The 18735-nt window shown below is 69.0% G+C and carries 17 protein-coding genes; 7 read left to right on the top strand and 10 right to left on the bottom strand.

The window, feature by feature from the left end; genetic code table 11:
- Window positions 1–8: 8 nt before the first annotated feature.
- The 3 genes from AC0IYU_RS05025 to argE all read right to left on the bottom strand — a co-directional run bounded on the left by AC0IYU_RS05025 (window position 9) and on the right by argE (window position 4268).
- Complete coding sequence (locus AC0IYU_RS05025; protein ID WP_472113796.1) at window positions 9–1700, bottom strand: Vgb family protein; 1692 nt, start codon at window positions 1698–1700, stop codon at window positions 9–11.
- A gap of 121 nt (window positions 1701–1821) precedes the next feature.
- Window positions 1822–3099 (bottom strand): DUF445 domain-containing protein, encoded by a 1278-nt coding sequence (locus AC0IYU_RS05020; protein ID WP_472113793.1) that lies wholly within the window; start codon window positions 3097–3099, stop codon window positions 1822–1824.
- Between the two features lie 2 nt (window positions 3100–3101).
- Complete coding sequence (gene argE / locus AC0IYU_RS05015; protein WP_472113790.1) at window positions 3102–4268, bottom strand: acetylornithine deacetylase; 1167 nt, start codon at window positions 4266–4268, stop codon at window positions 3102–3104.
- Window positions 4269–4368: 100 nt separating this feature from the next.
- Here argE and AC0IYU_RS05010 point away from each other — a divergent pair, with 100 nt between their 5' ends.
- The 3 genes from AC0IYU_RS05010 to AC0IYU_RS05000 all read left to right on the top strand — a co-directional run bounded on the left by AC0IYU_RS05010 (window position 4369) and on the right by AC0IYU_RS05000 (window position 8021).
- A complete protein-coding gene (locus tag AC0IYU_RS05010) occupies window positions 4369–5565 on the top strand; it encodes a glycerophosphodiester phosphodiesterase (RefSeq protein ID WP_472113787.1) in 1197 nt (398 codons plus the stop codon).
- 162 nt (window positions 5566–5727) lie between these two features.
- Entirely contained in the window at window positions 5728–6930 is a 1203-nt protein-coding gene (locus AC0IYU_RS05005; protein WP_472113784.1) for a M20 aminoacylase family protein, read from the top strand.
- The gene (locus tag AC0IYU_RS05000; RefSeq protein WP_472113782.1) at window positions 6927–8021 is read left to right on the top strand and encodes a M14 family metallopeptidase; all 1095 of its coding nucleotides are present in this window, start codon (window positions 6927–6929) and stop codon (window positions 8019–8021) included. The genes AC0IYU_RS05005 and AC0IYU_RS05000 overlap by 4 nt, the downstream gene beginning before the upstream one ends.
- Here the strand turns inward: AC0IYU_RS05000 and AC0IYU_RS04995 are convergent.
- Window positions 8011–9141: an ABC transporter substrate-binding protein gene (locus tag AC0IYU_RS04995; protein ID WP_472113780.1), complete on the bottom strand. Its 1131-nt coding sequence runs from the start codon at window positions 9139–9141 to the stop codon at window positions 8011–8013. The genes AC0IYU_RS05000 and AC0IYU_RS04995 overlap by 11 nt on opposite strands.
- Window positions 9142–9192: 51 nt before the next feature.
- Between AC0IYU_RS04995 and AC0IYU_RS04990 the strand changes: the two genes are divergently transcribed.
- Genes AC0IYU_RS04990 through AC0IYU_RS04980 form a run of 3 tightly spaced genes read left to right on the top strand, consistent with a single transcriptional unit; the run spans window position 9193 to window position 12690 of the window.
- Entirely contained in the window at window positions 9193–11256 is a 2064-nt protein-coding gene (locus AC0IYU_RS04990; RefSeq protein WP_472113777.1) for a molybdopterin-containing oxidoreductase family protein, read from the top strand.
- Entirely contained in the window at window positions 11253–12383 is a 1131-nt protein-coding gene (locus AC0IYU_RS04985) for an aminopeptidase (RefSeq protein WP_472113775.1), read from the top strand. The genes AC0IYU_RS04990 and AC0IYU_RS04985 overlap by 4 nt, the downstream gene beginning before the upstream one ends.
- Window positions 12376–12690, top strand: a complete 315-nt coding sequence (locus tag AC0IYU_RS04980) for a polyhydroxyalkanoic acid system family protein (protein WP_472113773.1) — start codon at window positions 12376–12378, stop codon at window positions 12688–12690. Before AC0IYU_RS04985 ends, AC0IYU_RS04980 begins: the two co-directional genes overlap by 8 nt.
- Window positions 12691–12711: 21 nt before the next feature.
- Here AC0IYU_RS04980 and AC0IYU_RS04975 read toward each other — a convergent pair whose 3' ends face one another.
- Window positions 12712–14238: an FGGY-family carbohydrate kinase gene (locus tag AC0IYU_RS04975; RefSeq protein WP_472113770.1), complete on the bottom strand. Its 1527-nt coding sequence runs from the start codon at window positions 14236–14238 to the stop codon at window positions 12712–12714.
- Window positions 14239–14330: 92 nt separating this feature from the next.
- On the opposite strand from AC0IYU_RS04975, the gene AC0IYU_RS04970 reads away from it, so the two are divergent.
- Complete coding sequence (locus AC0IYU_RS04970; RefSeq protein WP_472113767.1) at window positions 14331–15569, top strand: CaiB/BaiF CoA transferase family protein; 1239 nt, start codon at window positions 14331–14333, stop codon at window positions 15567–15569.
- A gap of 12 nt (window positions 15570–15581) precedes the next feature.
- On the opposite strand, the gene AC0IYU_RS04965 is transcribed toward AC0IYU_RS04970, so the two are convergent.
- The 5 genes from AC0IYU_RS04965 to AC0IYU_RS04945 form a co-directional block, all read right to left on the bottom strand.
- Complete coding sequence (locus AC0IYU_RS04965; RefSeq protein WP_198083495.1) at window positions 15582–15839, bottom strand: acyl-CoA-binding protein; 258 nt, start codon at window positions 15837–15839, stop codon at window positions 15582–15584.
- Window positions 15840–15902: 63 nt separating this feature from the next.
- Window positions 15903–16739 carry a hypothetical protein gene (locus AC0IYU_RS04960; protein ID WP_472113764.1) on the bottom strand — a complete coding sequence of 279 codons (837 nt, stop codon included), beginning with the start codon at window positions 16737–16739 and terminating at the stop codon, window positions 15903–15905.
- Between the two features lie 4 nt (window positions 16740–16743).
- Window positions 16744–17451, bottom strand: coding sequence for a TetR/AcrR family transcriptional regulator (locus AC0IYU_RS04955; protein ID WP_472113762.1), 708 nt, complete (start codon window positions 17449–17451; stop codon window positions 16744–16746).
- 145 nt (window positions 17452–17596) lie between these two features.
- A complete protein-coding gene (locus tag AC0IYU_RS04950) occupies window positions 17597–18109 on the bottom strand; it encodes a phasin family protein (RefSeq protein WP_472113760.1) in 513 nt (170 codons plus the stop codon).
- 88 nt (window positions 18110–18197) lie between these two features.
- Window positions 18198–18647: an acyl-CoA thioesterase gene (locus AC0IYU_RS04945; RefSeq protein ID WP_472113757.1), complete on the bottom strand. Its 450-nt coding sequence runs from the start codon at window positions 18645–18647 to the stop codon at window positions 18198–18200.
- Window positions 18648–18735: the final 88 nt, after the last annotated feature.

Here is an 18735-nt window from a genome sequence, read left to right as displayed (position 1 = left end):
TTGTTACGCTACCTTACGGCGCGAATTCGATAGATCGCATTGTTGCGGTCGGCCGCCATGTAGATGGTGCCGTCGCGCCCCACGGCCACGCCGGTCACCACGTACGGCGGCGGCAGCCCGGGGCCGGGCGCGAGGCCGATCGGCAGGTTCTCGGCCACGGTGCGGCGGCTGCCGTCGGCCGGGTCGATCTCCACCAGCCGGCGCGCCGCGCTCTCGGCCACGATGAAGCTGCCCCAGGGCGTTTGCGCCACGCCTTCGGGCAGCGCCAGCCCGTCGGCCACGGTGCGCAGCGGCGCGCTGGCGTCCAGCGGAATGCGCAGCAGCTTGCCGGCCGCCTCGGTCACGTACAGCGCGCCGTCTTGGCCGATGACCATCTGCACCGGCCCGTTCAGGCCGCTGGCAACGACCGACTTCTGGACGAACTTCGGCCCGCTGGCGCGCGTGATGCTGCCGGTGGCGATCTCGGCATAGATCACGCTGCCGTCGGGCATGGGAATGGCGTCGAACGGCGCCTTCAGGCCGTGGATGGTTTCCACGGTCTTCAGCGTCTGGCGGTCCACCAGCTGCACCGTGCCGGTGAACCACGAGGTCAGCGCGAACAGCCTGGGCGACAGGCCGACCGCGAACGGGTAGTCGAGCTCGGGCTCGCGCTGCATGCGGAACACGTCGCGCACCTCGCCCGTGCGCACGTCGACCTGGCGGAAGCCGAACACGTCGGCCACCCACAGGTCGTTGCCGTCGATCTTCATGCCGGCCGGCACCGCCACCTTGCCGCTGGTGAGCGTGCGCAGGTCCCCGGTGGCGGGGTTGAAGGCCAGCACCTCGTTGTTGGCCATGTTCGACACGTAGATCGTGCCGTCCGGTGCAATGGCGAGGTTGTCCAGCGAAGGCCGCAGTTGCCTGGCGACGGTCTTCTTGCCGTTTGCAAGATCGACCCGCACCAGCTCGCCGCTGCGCGCATCGACCACCCAGAGGTTGCCCTTGCCGTCCAGGTTGGCGGCGGCCGGGATCTTGAAGCCGTCGGCAATCACGGTCATGTCGCCGTTCGCCGGGTCTATCTTCACGACCTGCCCCTTGAACCACAGCGGCCCGTAGAGCAGGCCGTCGGGCCCGACCTCGAAGCCGTTGAAGCCGCCCATGTCCTTCTTGATGAGCCGCGGCGGCTTCTGGCCCGTGCGGTCGATTTCCCAGAGCGCGTCGCCCAGGAACACCTGCGAGGCATAGAGCTTGCCGCTGCGGCGGTCGAAGTCCAGCGAGTTCAGGCCGGGCAGGTCCTTGGCGAGCACCTGCAGCGGGGCGGTGTCGTTCTCGCGGTAGCGCAGCATGCCCATGAGGTAGTTGGTCCAGGCCAGCTCGCCCCGGGGGCCCACCGCGATGTCGTCGGCCTGGCCTTCGGGCGCGTCGACCAGCACCTTGGCCGCGCCGGTGGTGCGGTCGACCTCCCACAGCGTGTTGCCCAGCACCGAGCCCGCCAGCAGGCGGCCCTTGGCGTCGATGGCCAGGCCGTGCACGCCGGCGAAGGCGGAAGGCGCCACCAGCGCTTCGGGTGCGGCCCACGACACGGGCCGTGCAGGCCGGGTGCTGAGCGGCTCGGCGGACGGGGTGAAGGAAGGCGGGGCCAGCGTGCTGCAGGCGCCCAGCAGGGCCAAGGTGGCGGCCAGCGCGGCGGCGCGGAAAACGCCGGACGAACGACGGGGCATGGGTTTGTCTCCTCTTGTGATGGCGCGAGCAGTCTAGGAGGCCGCCGGGGCGGCGGAGTCTCTCCGGGGACACGGTGCGGACTTTCGTCCGCTGGGGCTTACCCGCCCGGCGGAATCGCGCTCAGCCGCGCAGCAGCTGCGTGACCGTGTGGATCAGCAGCCCCACCAGCCCGCCCACCAGCGTGCCGTTGATGCGGATGAACTGCAGGTCGCGCCCGATGTGGCGCTCGAGCTCGACGGTCATTTCCTGCGCGTTCCACTCGCCCACGCGCTCCTCGATGTAGCGGCGGATGTCTTCGCGGTAGCGCTCGATGGCCAGCGGCGCGGCGGCCTCGATCTGCTCGTTGATCCAGCGGCGGATGGCCTCGTCGCCCTGCAGCCGCGTGCCCAGCGCGCCGGCCATCGACGCGATGCGCTGGCGGATGGTCGAGTCGTGGCGGCCCAGGTCGTCGTGCAGCCACGCCAGCAGCTCGCCCCAGAGGCCGTGCAGGTAGTCGCCCAGGGCAGGGTGCGCGATGAGCTCGGCGCGAATCTGCTCGCCGCGCCGCTGGAACTCGGGGTCCAGCTTCAGGCGCACCACGAAGTCGTCGACGAAGTGGTCGAAGCGCTTGCGCATCGGGTGGTCGGGCTCGGCCGCCAGCTCGCCGAGGGTGTGCGCCACGGCCGCCACGATCTTGCGCGTGGCCAGCTTGGCCGCCACCTGGTCCAGGCCCACGTAGCGCAGCGTCTTGATCTCGCGCGCGATGGCCTCGGTGATGTGCGCCTGCAGTTCGTCGCCCTCGAGCAGGCCGGCCACCTGCTGCAGCACGTCGTCGAGAAGCGCCTGGTGGCGCCCGCCGGCCGTGAGCGCGTCCAGCGCCTGGCCGGTCAGGCGAGACAGGTCGATCTTCTCCAGGCCCGCCGCCGCGGCGCGGCCCATGAAGGCGCGCACCCGTTCGTCGTCGAAGGCCGTCAGGCCGTAGCGCGCGGCCGCCACGCCCCATTCGCCCAGCTTCTCTCCGCTGGCCGGGCGGGCCAGCCAGTCGGCGATGCGCCCGGCCGCGTCGAACTGGCGCACCTTGCCCAGCACCTGCGCGGTGCTCAGGAAGTTGTCGCAGATGAAGCCCGCGAGCTTGGCGCCGATGCGGTCCTTGTTGCTCGGGATGATGGCCGTGTGCGGAATCTTCAGGCCCAGCGGATGGCGAAACAGCGCCACCACCGCGAACCAGTCCGCAATGGCGCCGACCATCGCGGCCTCAGCGAAGGCCGCCACATAGCCCGGGGACACCCAGGCCGGGTGCCGCGCATGCAGCACGCTGGCCACCGCATAGAGCAGCGCGGCGCCGCACAGCAGGCCGAGCGCGACGCGCTTCATGCGCCGCAGCGCGTCGCCTGCGCCGCTGTCGCCGGTGTCAGCCAATATCAGCCGATGGTGGGCGAGGTGGCCAGCCGTTCCATGAACAGCTCGCAGCGCGCCAGCTGCTCCAGGCTCACGAACTCGTCGGGCTGGTGCGCCTGCTCGATGCTGCCGGGGCCGCACACCACGGTGGGGATGCCGGCGTTCTTGAACAGGCCCGCTTCGGTGCCGAAAGCCACCAGCGTGGTGCGGTCCTCGCCCGCCAGGCGCTGGGCCAGCAGGGTGATGGGGTCGCTGGCCGAGCCCAGGAAGCTCGGAATTTCGCAGATGGTCTCGAACTGGAAGCCGGCGTCCTTGGCCACCTTCTTCATCGAAGGCTCCAGGCCGCCGGCGTAGGCCACCACGTCGGCCTGCATGCGCCTGGCGTCGGCGGTGGGCAGGTCGCGGAATTCATAGCGGAATTCGGCGTCGCGCGGCACCACGTTGTCGGCGATGCCGCCGTGGAACTGGCCCACGCTCGCGGTGCTGAAGGGCACGTCGAAGCCCTCGTAGCGCGGCTCGCTGCGCTCGAAGTCCTCGGCCATGTCGCGCACCTTGCCGATCACGCGGGCGGCCATCTCGATGGCATTCACCGACTTGGGCGTGAGCGACGAATGCGCCTCCTTGCCGCGCACGCAGCACTTGTAGCGGTACACGCCCTTGTGGGCGATGGCCGGCACCATGCTGGTGGGCTCGCCCACGATGCAGGCCAGCGGCTTGATGCCCGCGTCGCGCATGTCGGCAATGAGTTCCTTCACGCCGAAGCAGCCGATCTCTTCCTCGTAGCTGAACGCGAAATGCACCGCGAAGGGCGAGTCGCTTTCCAGGAAGCGGTGGGCATTGGCCAGCGCAATGGCGATGAAGCTCTTCATGTCGGCCGAGCCGCGGCCGTACAGGCGCTCGTTCTGCACCACGGCGGAGAGCGGGTCGACGCTCCAGTCCTGGCCGTCCCAGGGCACCGTGTCGGTGTGGCCGGAGACGATCACGCCGGCCGGCTTGCCTTCGCCCAGCGTGGCGAACAGGTTGGCCTTGGTGCGTTCGGCGTTGTAGGTGATGCGGCTCTTCACGCCCAGGGCGGCCAGACGGCTCTGGGCGAAGTCGATCAATTGGAGGTTGCTGTTGGCGCTGACGGTGTTCATGCGAACCAGCGTCTGGGCCAGCAGAAGGCTTTGGGGGGAAAGCGTATGGAGCATGCAACACATTCTCCCGGAAGTCGGCGCGCCGCGCCGGGCGGGGTCGATGCTGTCACGCGAAGCGGGTACGCTGCGCCTCTTTTGGACGGAGAAAAATTCCATGCGCACCCTTCAGCTCGCCCTGACCGCGACCGCCGCCCTGTGCGTTGCCGCCTGCGGCACCACCGGCAATTCCGGTTCCGCCAACAAGCTGCTGACGCTCGACGGCAACCCGCCGCTGGTCATTGCACACCGCGGCGCCTCGGGCTACCTGCCTGAAGAAACGCTGGAAGCCTATTCGCGCGCCATCGAGCTGGGCGCCGACGTGATCGAGATGGACCTGGTCTCCACCAAGGACGGCGTGCTCATCGCCCGCCACGACCCCAACCTGGCCATCAGCACCGACGTGGCCAAGCACCCGCGCTTCGCCTCGCGCAAGAAGACCATCAAGGTCGACGGCGAAACCCAGACCGGCTGGTTCAGCAACGACTTCACGCTCGCCGAGATCAAGAACCTGGGTGGCATCTCCACCGACGCCGAGCGGCCGCAGGAGTTCAACGGCAAGTTCAAGGTCGTGACCTTCCAGGAAATCATCGATTTCGCCAAGGCCAAGACCAGGGAAACCGGCCGCACCATCGCCATCTACCCCGAATCGAAGAACCCGACCTACTTCCGCGAACTCGGCCTGCCGCTGGAAGACAAGATGATCGCCGCCATCACGGCCGCCGGCTGGAACAGCAAGACCGCGCCCATCTACGTGCAGTCCTTCGAGCCGGGCAGCCTGAAGTACATGAAGAGCAAGGGCCTGAACACGAAGATCATCCAGCTGATCGACGGCGACAGCGTCGACCTGCGCACCGGCACCGTGACCTTCGCCGTGCCCAGCGACCGCCCCTACGACTGGACCAAGGCGGGCGACAAGCGCAACTTCGACGCCATGGTCACGCCCGCGGGCCTGGCCGAAATCAAGACCTACGCCGACGGCATCGGCCCGTGGAAGCGCTACATCGTGAGCATCAAGGGCACCATCGGCGCCGACGGCAAGCCGGTGGACGTGAACAAGGACGGCAAGATCAACGACGCCGACGCCACTTCCATGGCGCCCACCACGCTGATCGCCGACGCCCACAAGGCCGGCCTGTTCGTGCACCCCTTCACCTTCCGCAACGAGTCGCGCCGCCTGCCGTCGGACTACAACAAGGACGGAAAGAACGAATACGGCGTGTACTACAAGCTGGGCGTGGACGGCGTGTTCACCGACTTCACCGACACCGCCCTGGCCGCGCGCGCGGACTACCTGAAGAGCATCGGGCGCTGACCCTTTTCGCGGAACACCGCGGAACCGGCTTTGCCGGGCCGCAGGTGTTGCCCCCCGGCGAGGGGGTTGGCGAAGCGACACGAAGTGCGCGCAGCCTGGGGGAGTGCGTGATTACCCGGCACGGTCTTTGCGGGTGTTCCTGCAAAGCCTAGACTGTGAAACATGAAACTCATCGATTCGCTCGTCACGCAGGCGGCCGGCATCGCCGCCGTCCGACGTGACCTCCACGCCCATCCCGAACTCTGCTTCGAAGAAGTCCGCACCGCCGACGTGGTGGCAGGCAAGCTCACCGAATGGGGCATTCCCATTCACCGCGGGCTGGGCACCACCGGCGTGGTGGGCATCATCAAGAACGGCACGGGCAACCGCGCCATCGGCCTGCGCGCCGACATGGACGCGCTGCCCGTCACCGAACTCAACACCTTCGCCCACGCCAGCCAGCACCACGGCAAGATGCACGCCTGCGGGCACGACGGCCACACCGCCATGCTGCTGGCGGCCGCGCAGCACCTGGCGAAGAACCGCAACTTCGACGGCACCGTGTACCTGATCTTCCAGCCCGCGGAAGAGGGCGGCGGCGGCGCGCGCGAAATGATCAAGGAAGGGCTCTTCGAGCAGTTCCCCATGGACGCCGTGTTCGGCATGCACAACTGGCCCGGCATGAAGGCCGGCCAGTTCGCCGTGAGCCCCGGCCCGGTGATGGCGTCGGGCAACAAGTTCCACGTGAACGTGATCGGCAAGGGCGGCCACGCCGCGCTGCCGCAGACCGGCATCGACCCGGTGCCGATCGCCTGCGAGATCGTGCAGGCCTTCCAGACCATCCTCACGCGCAAGATGAAGCCGACCGATTCGGCCGTGATCTCGGTCACCACCATCCACGCGGGCGAAACCAACAACGTGATTCCCGACAACTGCGAGCTGTCGGGCACGGTGCGCACCTTCTCGCTGGAAGTGCTCGACATGATCGAGGCCAAGATGGAGCAGATCGCCAAGCACATCTGCGCGGCGCACGACGCCACCTGCGACTTCCGCTTCGAGCGCTACTACCCGCCCACCATCAACACCGAGGCCGAAGCCGACTTCGCCCGCCGCGTGATGGGCGAGATCGTCGGCCCCGACAACGTGCTGCGCCAGGAGGCGGCCATGACGTCGGAAGACTTCGCCTTCATGCTGCAGGCCAAGCCCGGTGCCTATGCCTTCATCGGCAACGGCGACGGCGCGCACCGCGACGTGCACCACGGCGAAGGCCCGTGCACGCTGCACAACGCGAGCTACGACTTCAACGACGACCTGATTCCGCTGGGCGCGACCTGCTGGGTGCAGCTCGCCGAGCAGTTCCTGAAGCCCGGCGCCGCCGCCGCATGATCGGCATTGCCGAAGCTTTTTCGCCGCGCTACGCCCAGGCGCGCCAGAAGTTCCTGCAGGCCTGCGTGAGCGCGGGCCTGACGGTCGAGCCGCACGCACACCCGCTGAAGGGCCGCGACGGCGAGGAGCTGTCGATGGACGTGGCGCTGGACGGCAACGCCGACGCCGAGCACATGCTCATCGTCACCAGCGCCTGCCACGGCGTCGAAGGCCATTGTGGCAGCGGCGTGCAGGTGTTCGCGCTGCACGACGCCGAGTGGCGCGAGAAGGCCAGGGCGCAGGGCGTGGCGGTGCTGTACGTGCACGCGCTCAACCCGCACGGCTTTTCGCACGGCCGGCGCGTGACGCACGAGAACGTCGACCTGAACCGCAACTTCATCGACTTCTCGAAGCCGGTGCCGGTGAACGAGCCCTACGCCAGGCTGCACGAGCTGCTGCTGCCCGCCACCTGGCCGCCCACGCCCGAGAACCAGGCGGCGGTGGCCAAGTGGATCGACAAGCACGGCACCACGGCCTACCAGGCCGCCGTGACCAGCGGGCAGTACCAGTTCGACGACGGCCTGTTCTTCGGCGGCAAGGCGCCGACCTGGAGCAACCAGACGGTTCGCAAGGTGCTGAGGCGCCACGCGGGCCGCGCGAAGCGCCTGGCGTGGATCGACCTGCACACGGGCCTGGGCCCCAGCGGCCTGGGCGAACGCATCTACGCCGGCAAGGACGACAAGGCCGCCTACGCACGCGCCAACGCCTGGTGGGGCACGCCGGCCGCGCCTGTCACTTCGATCTACGACGGTTCTTCCACTTCGGCGCTGTTGCGCGGGCTCATGTGGGACTCGGTGTACGAAGAGTGCCCGCAGGCCGAGTACACCGGCATCGCGCTGGAATACGGCACGCTGCCGATCCTCGAAGTGACCGGCGCCTTGCGCGCCGACCATTGGCTGCACAAGCATCCGGAAGCGCCGGCCGACCTGGCCGACGGCATCCGGGCGCGGATGGTGGAGGCGTTCTACACGGACACCGACGCCTGGCGCGGGCAGATCGTCAGCCAGGCCCGCCAGGCCATGTTCCAGGCCGTGGACGGGCTCAGGTCCTGACCCGCCCGTCGCCCGTCAGCATCGAAAGCTCGACGAACTTCGAGCCCACGTGGTTCTTCGCGGAGAACGACACCTCGAACCCGCCGAACTGCTGGCGGTCGATGCTTTCCAGCCCGGCCACGAGGCTGTCGCGCGTCGGCTTGCCCGGCGCCCTGCGCAGCCCCTCGGTCAGCACCTTCGCGGCCAGGTAGCCTTCCATGCTCGAGAAGTTGGCGCTGGCACCGTTGCCGGCCTTGCGCACCGCGTCCGCGAACTCGCGCGCCAGGGTGTTGGCCTGGTTGTAGGGCGAGGGCACCACCTGCGTGACCATCACGCCCGCGGCCTCCTTGCCCAGTTCGTCGGCCAGCGCCTGCGTGCCGACGAAGGACATGTTGAAGAACGTGCCGCCGTAACCCGCCTTGCGCGCCTCGCGGATGAACGCCGCGCAGGCCTTGTAGGCGCCGACTTGCACCACCGCGTCCGGCCGTGCGGCCACGATGGTCTTCACCGCCGCAGCCACGTCGTTCGAGTTGCGCTGCACCGTGGCCAGCGCCACAGGCTTGAGTTGCTGCTGCTCGAGCGCCAGCGTCACGCCGTCGAGCCCGGCCTTGCCGTAGGCGTCGTTTTGATGGAACACCGCGATCTTCTTCTGGCCCAGGTGCGTCAGCTGCTTCACCATCAGCGCCGTCTCGTCGTTGTACGAGGCGCGCAGGTGGAACACGTTCTTTTGCAACGGCTCGCGCAGCGACATGGCGCCGGTGAGTGGCGCGATGAACGGTACCTTGTCCTTGACCGCCAGCGGCATCGCCGCCAGGCTGGTCGGCGTGCCGATGTAGCCGAACAGCGCGAACACGTCCTCGTCGATCAGTTTCTGCGTGTTGGCCGCGCAACGGTCGGGCTCGTAGCCGTCGTCCAGGTTCTTGATCACCACGTTGCGCCGGCCCGGCTGGGCGTTGTAGGTGTCCAGGAACAGCTTGGCGCCCTGGTGGAACTGGATGCCCAGTTGCGCCGCCGGGCCTGTGAACGGCGCCGATTGCCCCAGCACCAGCGGTGCCTCGCCCTGCGCCCGGGCGATGCCGAAGCTGCCCAGCGTGGCGGCCGCGCCCGCGGCCAAAGAAAAACGTCGTCGATTCATCACCATGTTCAAAACCCCCTCCCGCGCTTTGACTCGCGCACAAATTAGACTTGCCCGATGCCCCACGCACCGGATTCCCTGCTCGAAGAAGCACCCCCGCCCACCGCTGTGTCCACCGTCCTGGGGGCCTGCCCCCATGACTGTCCGGACACCTGCGCGCTCGTCACCACCGTCAAGGACGGCGTGGCCGTGAAGCTGCAGGGCAATGCCGCGCATTCGCACACCGGCGGCGTGCTGTGCACCAAGGTGTCGCGCTACATCGAGCGCAACGACCATGCCGAACGGCTGGTTCAGCCGCTCAAGCGAGTCGGTCCCAAGGGCAGCGGCCAGTTCGAGCCGGTGAGCTGGGACGAAGCGCTCGACGACATCGCCGCGCATCTTGAAGTATTACAGGGAAAACCCGAAGACATTCTCCCCTACAGCTATGCGGGCACCATGGGCCTGGTGCAGGGCGAGTCGATGGACCGGCGCTTTTTCCACAAGCTGGGTGCCAGCCTGCTGGACCGCACCATCTGCTCCATGGCGGGCGGCGAGGCCATGGTCTACACCCTGGGCGCCAAGGTCGGCATGCGCATCGAGTTCTTCGCCGAGGCGAAGCTCATCCTGATCTGGGGCAGCAACTCCATCGCCAGCAACCTGCATTTCTGGCGCCACGTGCAGGTGGCCAAGCGCGCCGGCGCGCGGGTGGTGTGCATCGACCCGCGCAAGACCGAAACTGCCGACAAGTGCGACGAGCACGTCGCGCTGCTGCCCGGCACCGACGCCGCCCTGGCGCTGGCGCTGATGCACGAACTCATCGTGCACGACTGGCTCGACCACGGCTACATCGCCGACCACACGCTGGGCTGGGAGCAATTGCGCGAGCGCGCGCTGCAATGGCCGCCGTCGCGGGCGGCCGAGGTCTGCGGCATTCCCGAAGCGCAGATCGTGTCGCTGGCCAGGGCCTACGGCACCACGAAGCCGGCCGCCATCCGCCTGAACTACGGCATGCAGCGCGTGCGCGGCGGCGGCAACGCGGCCCGCGCCATCGCCTGCCTGCCGGCGCTGGTGGGCGCCTGGCGCGACCGCGCGGGCGGCCTGCTGCTGAGCAGCTCGGGCCACTACCCGGTCGACCGCGCCGCGCTGCAGCGCCCCGACCTGCTGGCCGGCCGCCGGCCGCGCACCATCAACATGAGCACCATCGGCGACGCGCTGCTGGACACCGCCCGCCCCGTGAAGGCCATCGTGGTCTACAACAGCAACCCGGTGGCGGTGGCGCCCGAGTCGGCCAAGGTGGCGGCGGGCTTTGCGCGCGAAGACCTGTTCACCGTGGTGCTGGAGCAGTTCCGCACCGACACCGCCGACTACGCCGACTACCTGCTGCCCGCCACCACGCAGCTGGAGCACTGGGACATCCACTGCAGCTACGGCCACACCGACGTGCTGCTGAACCGCCCGGCCGTGGCGCCGCGCGGCGAGGCGCGCAGCAACGCCTGGGTGTTCCGCGAGCTGGCGCGCCGCATGGGCTTCACCGAGCCCTGCTTCTCCGACTCCGACGAGACGCTGTGCCGCACCGCCTTCGCCGAGAACGCCATCGACTTTCCCCAGCTGCTGGAACAGGGCTTCACCAGCGTGAAGCTGCCCGAGGCGCCGTTCGCCGAAGGCAAGTTCCCCACGCCCTCGGGCCGCTGCGAGTTCTTCAGCGCCCGGCTGGAGGCCATGGGCATGAACGCCGTGCCCGACCACGTGCCCAACTGGGAGCCGGCCGGCAGCTCGAAGGAGTTCCCGCTGGCCATGATCTCGCCGCCGGCGCGCAACTTCCTCAATTCGACCTTCGTCAACGTGACCAGCCTGCGCGCCATCGAGGTCGAGCCGCTGCTGGAGATCCACGCGGACGACGCCGCCGCGCGCGGCATTGAAAACGGGGCCACGGTGCGCGTGTTCAACCAGCGCGGCGAGCACCGCTGCCGTGCCGAGGTGTCGCGCCGCGCGCGGCAGGGCGTGGTGCACGGCATGGGCATCTGGTGGCGCAAGCTGGGCATGGACGGCACCAACGTGAACGAGCTGACCAGCCAGCGCCTGACCGACATCGGCCGCGGCCCCACGTTCTACGACTGCCTGGTCGAGGTCGAGCGGGCGTGAGGCCACTCCCCGCGCTCGCGCTGGCCGGCTCGCTGTTGTTGCTGACCGGCTGCGCCGACCTCGGTTACTACTGGCAATCGGCCAGCGGCCACATCGGCATCATGCGGGCGGCCAAGCCCGTGCCCGAGTGGCTGGCCGACCCGGCCGTGTCCGCGCCGCTGAAGGCCAAGCTCGAACTCACGCAGCGCATCCGCCGCTTCGCGTCCCGCGAGCTCGGGCTGCCCGACAACCCCAGCTACAAGTCTTATGCCGACCTGCACCGCGCCGCCGCCGTATGGAACGTGGTGGCCGCGCCGCCGTATGCGCTCACGCTCAAGAGCTGGTGCTTTCCGGTGGCGGGCTGCGTGGGCTACCGCGGCTACTACAGCGAGGACGCGGCCAAGGCCGAAGCCGAGGCGCAGAAGAAGCTCGACCTGGAAGTCGCCGTGTACCCCGTGCCCGCGTACTCCACGCTCGGCTGGATGAACTGGGCCGGCGGCGATCCGCTGTTGTCCACCTTCATCGGCTACCCCGAGGGCGAGCTGGCGCGCATCGTGTTCCACGAACTCGCGCATCAGGTGCTGTATGTGCCGGGCGACACGGTGTTCAACGAGTCGTACGCCACGTCGGTCGAGCGCATCGGCGGCGCGATGTGGCTGCAGCGCGAAGCCGGCGAGGCAGCGCGCGGGGAATACACGCAGTTCGACGCGCAGCGCCAGGGTTTTCGCGCGCTGGCGCTCGACACCCGCCGCGCACTGACCCAGGTCTACGAATCGCCCGAAGCCAAGGCCAAGGATTGGGCCCGGGTCGAAGCGATGAAGCAGGCCGCCATGGCCGAGTTTCGCGCGCGCTACGCCCAACTGAAAGCGGGTTGGGCCGGCCCGCGCCAGAATGCCTACGACGGCTGGGTCGCGCGCGCCAACAACGCGGCCTTCGGGGCGCAGGGCGCGTACGACGACCTGGTGCCCAGCTTCGAGAAACTCTTCGATCGCGAAGGCCGCGACTGGCCGCGCTTCTACACTGAGGTCAAGCGCATCGCCGCGCTGCCGACCGCCGAGGAACGCCGCGGCGCGCTGCAAGCGGCCACCGGCATCCTGCAAGCCCGCTCCAGCCCCCACAAAGCCAACAAGGAAGATCACGGTGCCTGACATCCATATCGAACGCAACCACACGCTGGGCATCGCCGGCGCCCGCGCCGTCGCACACCGGTGGATCGAGCAGGCCGAGCAGGAGTTCGGCCTCGAATGCGTCTACACCCAGGGCGACGACCGCGACGTGGCGACGTTCACCCGCGCCGGCATCGACGGCACCGTCGAGGTCACGGCCAGCACCTTCGTGCTGGACGCAACGCTGGGCTTCCTGTTCAGCAGCTTCAGCGAAATGATCGAGCAGAAGATCACGCGCAACCTCGACGCGATGCTTGGCGCGCCCGGCGGCGGTACCCGCCTCGCCTGAGGCGTCGACCGGCGCCAGGCTTCAGCTCAGCCGGTGCATCGCATCGCGCAACGCCGGGTAGAGCGACTTGTAGATATCGAAGCGTTCGCGGTACACCGCCTGCGCCTCGGGCTGGGGCCTTGCGCGTTCCACCAGCGTGACCCAGCCGCGCTCGGCCGTCGCCGCATCGACCAGCCCCGCACCCAGCGCCGCGAGCATCGCCGCGCCCAATGCAGCCTCGACTTCTTCCTCGATGGTGAACACCGGGTAGCCCGTGACGTCCGCCACGATCTGCATCCACAGGTCGGAGTGCGCCGCCCCGCCGACCACGATCAGGCGGTCGTCCAGCGGCTGGCCGCTGCGTCGCCCCGCCTCGATGTTGTGCTGCAGCGCGAAGCTCACGCCTTCGAGCACCGCGCGGTACAGGTGCGCGCGGCTGTGCGCGAGCGACAGGCCGATGAACGCGCCCTTGGCCTGTGCGTCCCAGATGGGGCTGCGCTCGCCCATCAGGTACGGGAGGAAGACGAGGCCTTCGGCGCCGGGCGGCACGTCGACGGCCTTGCGCTCGATCAGCGCGTGCGCGTCCGCTCCGGTGCGCGCGGCCTCGGCCACCTCGGCCTGGCAGAACGCTTCGCGGAACCAGGTGACGGCCGCACCCGCCGTGATCGCGCCGCCGAACACATAGCTGCGGTCCGCGCCGCGGTACACGTGCGGCATGGTGATGAGCTGGTGCCGCGCATCGACCGTGGGGCTCACGAAGCCCCAGCACATGCTGGTGCCGATCATCGCGACATGGTCGCCGCTGCCCGTCACGCCCGCGCAGAAGGTGGCCACGGCCGCATCGACGCCGCCCGCCATCAGCGGCATGCCTTCGGCCAGGCCCAGCTTCGCCGCCCACCCGACGCTCAGCCCGCCGACCACGTCGCTCGATTCCACGAGGCGCGGCGGCATCAGATGCGCTGGAATGCCGAGCATGCGCATCGCCTCTTCGGACCACTGCCGGCGCTCGGCGTCGTACACGCCGCCGATGTTGCCGGCCGAGCTGTGGTCCACCGCAAGTTCGCCCGTCAGCCGCCAGTTGATGTAGCTGTTGGGCGGCAGGAAGTAGCGCGTGGCCTCCCACACCTGCGGCAGGTGCTCGCGCACCCACAGGATCTTGGTGAAGCCGTGGTAGCTGTCCACGCCGTTGCCGGTGATGGCCTCGAGCCGCGGCACGTCCACGTTTGCGTTCACCCACGCGACTTCGGCGGTGGCGCGGCGGTCCATCCAGATCAGGCAGGGGTGCAGCGGCTGCATCGCCGCATCGACCGGAATGCCCGCGCCGCCGTACAGGCTGCTCACGCACATCGCTGCAATGTCCGCGGGCGCCAAGCCGCTGGCCGCCACGCAGGCGCGCACGCTTTCGCACACCGCGTCGAACCACACCGCGCAGTCCTGCTGCGCCCACAGCGGCTTGGGCGTCTCGGGCTGGTAGGCCACGCTGCGTTGCGAATGCACCTTGCCGTCGATGCCGACCAGCAGGCATTTGGTGCTCTGCGTGCCGATGTCGACGCCGATCACGTATTTCATGGTGTGTTGTCTCTGGGAATCGGGGCTGCGGCCGCTGCAGCTCCGGGTTGGAATCCGGCCAGTTTGCCAGCGACGCGGCACACTCTGGCGCCATGACGACGACAACCTCTTCTCCACCCGTGGCCGGCCCGCTGGCCGGCCTCAAGGTCATCGAGCTCGGGCAGCTCATCGCCGGGCCTTTCGCGGCGCGCACGCTGGCCGACTTCGGCGCCGAGGTCATCAAGATCGAGCCGCCCGGCGCGGGCGACCCGCTGCGCACCTGGCGGCTGCTGAAGGACGGCACCTCGGTGTGGTGGCAGGTGCAGTCGCGCAACAAGCGTTCGCTGGCGCTCGACCTGCGCGAGGCCGAGGCCCAAGCGATCGTGCGGCAACTGGCGGCCGAGGCCGACGTGCTGATCGAGAACTTCCGCCCCGGCGCCATGGAAGGCTGGGGCCTGGGCCCCGACCAGCTGCTGGCGGCCAACCCCGCGCTCGTGATGCTGCGCATCAGCGGCTACGGCCAGAGCGGCCCCTACCGCGACCGGCCCGGCTTCGGCGTGGTGGCCGAGGCCATGGGTGGGCTGCGCCACCTCACGGGCGAGCCGGGCCGCGTGCCGGTGCGCGTGGGCGTGTCGATCGGCGACACGCTCGCGTCGCTGCATGGCGTGATCGGCGTGCTGCTGGCCATGCAGCACCGGCATGCCACGGTGAGCGCCGCCCACCCGAAGGGCATCGGCCAGGTGATCGACGTGGCGTTGTACGAGGCGGTCTTCAACTGCATGGAAAGCCTGCTGCCCGAGTACGGCGCCTTCGGTGCGGTGCGCGAGGCGGCCGGCAGCGCGTTGCCGGGCATCGCACCGACCAACGCCTACCGCTGCAAGGACGGCGGCTACGCCATCGTCGCGGGCAATGGCGACAGCATCTTTCGCCGCCTGATGGCATGCATCGGCCGGCCCGATCTCGCGGCCGACGCGGCGCTCGCGGGCAACGCGGGGCGGGTGGCGCAGGTGCAGATGCTGGACGCCGCCATCGGCGACTGGGCCGCGCAGCGCACGGTCGACGAGGTGCTGGCCGCGCTCGACGCGGCGCACGTGCCGGCGGGTCGCATCTACACCATCGCCGACATCGCGGCCGACCCGCACTACGCCGCGCGCGGCATGCTGCAGCAGGTGCGCATGCCCGACGGCAGCGCGCTCGCCGTGCCCGGCTTCGTGCCCAAGCTGTCGCTCACGCCGGCCAGCCACCGGCACAACGCGCCGGCGCTGGGCGCGGACACCGATGCGGTGCTGAAGGAAATCGGGTTGAGCGCCGAGCAGATCGCCGCGCTGCATGAACGCGGGATCGTGGGTTGAAGCGGGTGCCGATCAGCCCCGCAGGGATTCGATCAGGTCGATGTATTTCTGCTTGGCCTCGTCCGCGCTCGCACCCTTCTGCGCGGTCCACGCATCCCACTTGGCGCGGGCCACGATGTCGCTGAAGCTGGGTTTCTTGGCGGTGTTGTCGCCTTCGGTGGCCTGCTTGAAGAGGCCGTAGATCTTCAGCAGCGTGGGGTTGTCGGGGCGCTCGGCGAGCAGTTTGGAGTTGGCCTGTGCGGCTTCGAACTGGGCATGGAGATCGGACATGTCGGTCGGTTTGAAAAGCTGGAAACGCACATCTTAAATTGCGCGGTACCCATGGGTACCGGCTCAGTCTTTCAAGCCCGCACGCGCCAGTTCCACATCGAACCGTTCGCGCGCGTCGGCCGGCTTCAGCGCCGCGGCCTGCTCGTACAGGTCGGTGGCTTCGCCCATGCGCGAATCGCCGTGCAGCATCAGCAGCGCGCGCGCGTACTCCATCTTCCCGGCGGCGGAATGCGGGTGCAGCTCGAGCCCGCGTTCGAACAGCGCCATCGACGTTTCCGCCCGCACGCCATAGGTCATGCGCCCGACCAGCGCACCCACCTTGTCGATCACCTCGGCGTGGAACGACGCCAGCGCCAGGTGCGCATCGGCATGCCGGGGCTGCAGCTCGATCACGCGCTCCAGCGTGCCCTTGAGCCTGCTGCCCAGCCCCTGGGCCAGCGCGCGCGCCACGCTGATGCCCTGGCTGTAGCGGCCCAGCGCATAGGCCTGCCAGTACAGCGCCTGGCAGTTGTCGGGCTCGGCCGCGGCCTGCGCGCCGGCGCGCTCGATCACCTGGCGGAACATGGCGAGCCGCACGGCCTCGCGCGGCTCCAGGTAGTTGGCGTAGATGGCGGTGGCCTGGTTGGCCAGCGCCATCCCTTCGGCCCCGTGAAGCAGGCCCAGCATGGCGGCACGCTCGAACTCGCCGCTGTGGTACAGGGCCCAGCCCTCGGCCAGCGGCGAGCGCTCGTCCGGCACGGGCAGCTCATGGCCGGCATGCAGGCGCGGCCAGTGCGAGGCCACGCTGCGCGCGTCGTAGCGCGGCACGTCGGCCCAGGGCAGCGGCTTCCACGGGTCGGCGTTCGCGGCAGCCGGATGGGCGGACATCAGCGAGAGGGGTTGGAAGTCGGGGTGGGGCATGTGTCTAGACCGCCATGTCGACAGAAGGTGTCGCGTTGCTGCCGCGCTGTGGAGCATCGTCGCCGTTGTAGGCATGGCTGAGTGTCAGCAGATGCCGCCGCTGCTCCCGCTCGAGGTACGGCGCGAGCTGGTGCAGCGTGTGGTGGGCGCCGCGCATCAGCGCGCCATGCGCGTGCGAGGGCTCCAGCGCCTCGCGCGGGTTGCGCACGTACTCGTAGCTCAGCCAGTAGGTCAGCACGACGACCATGCTCTGCGCGAGCGTGTCGACCTCGTGCGCGTCGATCTCCAGGTGGCCGGCGCGGCTCAGCCCGGCAATCAGCTGGCGAATGGCACGCGCCTTGTGCTTCAGCACCAGCTGGAACTGCGTTTCCAGGTGCCGGTTCTTGCTGAGCAGGTCGTTCAGGTCGCGGTACAGGAAGCGGTAGCGCCAGATCAGCTCGAACAGCGTGTGCATGAAGAACCATGCATCCTCCACGTCGTGCACGCCTTCGCTGGCGTGCAGCAGCTCGTTGAGCTCGGCCTCGTAGCCGTCGTAGAGCTTGTTGATCAGCTCTTCCTTGGCCGGGTAGTGGTAGTACAGGTTGCCCGGGCTGATGTTGAGTTCGCCCGCCACCAGGGTGGTCGAGACGTTCGGCTCCCCGAAGCGGTTGAACAGGTCCAATGCGGCTTCGAGGATGCGTTGCGCCGTGCGTCGTGGCGCCTTCTTTGCCATGTCGGTGCCCCCGTTTGTCTCGTGGTCTGTTGGGGACACTCTAGCGTATGTGCACCGCGCCATGGATGGCGCAGGACATGTTTCGCGGGACTGATTTTTGGTGCAGTGCCGCAATCCGGGCAGGCCGCGTTCGGCCTGCGCGGGGTCAGCCGGCCTTGCTGCGGCGCAAGGTGGTCTTCTTGGCGGCGGGGGCCGCCGTCTTGCGCGCGGCGCTGCGACTGGCGCGCGCCGGGGCCGCTTCCTTGGGCGCGCCGCCGTGCTGCTTCTTCAGTTGCGCCTCGAGCGCGTCGACGCGCGCCTGCAGCGCGGCCATGTCGGCGGCCGTGGGCGTGCCGAGCTTTTCCAGCGCGCGCGCCACGCGCTCTTCGAAGATGTTCTCCAGCTTGCCCCACTGGCCGGCGGCCTTGGTGCCGAACTCGCTGGCGAAGCCGGCCATGCGGGTCTGCGCCTGGCTCAGGGTTTCCTCGGCGGCCTGCTGGGTCTTCTTCTGCATGCCGGCGCCGTCCTTGACCAGCGCCTCGAAAGCCTTGCTGCCCTCCTGCTGCATCTTGGCGAAGGCGCCGAGCCCGGCCAGCCAGATCTGCTGGGCGGAGTCCTTGATGCGGTCGGAGGATTTGCTGTTGTCGCTGCTGTCGTCGTGGTTGCCGGAGGTGGCCATGCGAGAAATTCCTTGAAAGGGGTCGGGTCGCAGGACTCTAGCCGCCCGCGCCCCTCGCCGTTAGAGCTTTCCGCCTAGCCGGGCACCCTCAGGGCGTGGCGCCTGCCGCGCGGCTGGCGTCCAGGTGGGCCTTGGCGCGCTCGGCCAGCGCCATTTCGCCGGGCGTTACCGGCGCGAAGGCCTCGACCGGCAGCGGCCGGCCGTGCGAGTCGACCGACACGAACACGATCAGGCATTCGGTGGTCTTTTCCATCACGCCGCCCTTCATGTCGCCGCTGCGCACCTCGACCGAGATGTTCATGCTGGTGGTGCCGGTGTAGGCCAGGCGGGCTTCCACCTCGACGAGGTCGCCGATCATGATCGGGCGGTGAAATCGGATGCTGCCGATGAAGGCGGTGACGCAGTAGCGCTTGGCCCAGCTGGTCGCGCAGGCGTAGCCGGCCTCGTCAATCCACTTCATGACCGTGCCGCCGTGGACCTTGCCGCCGAAGTTGACGGTGCTGGGTTCTGCGAGGAACCGCAGGGTGATCGAGGACATGGGGGCCGCCTTTTTCGTAGGGCTGTGGGTTCGGGAGCCGCGATTATGCGAGCGCCCGAATACCCGAGGACGCCGCCTGTCGCTCCGG

It is taken from the genome of Variovorax sp. AC103, from assembly GCF_979254005.1.
This window is presented reverse-complemented; position numbering and strand designations above follow the sequence as displayed.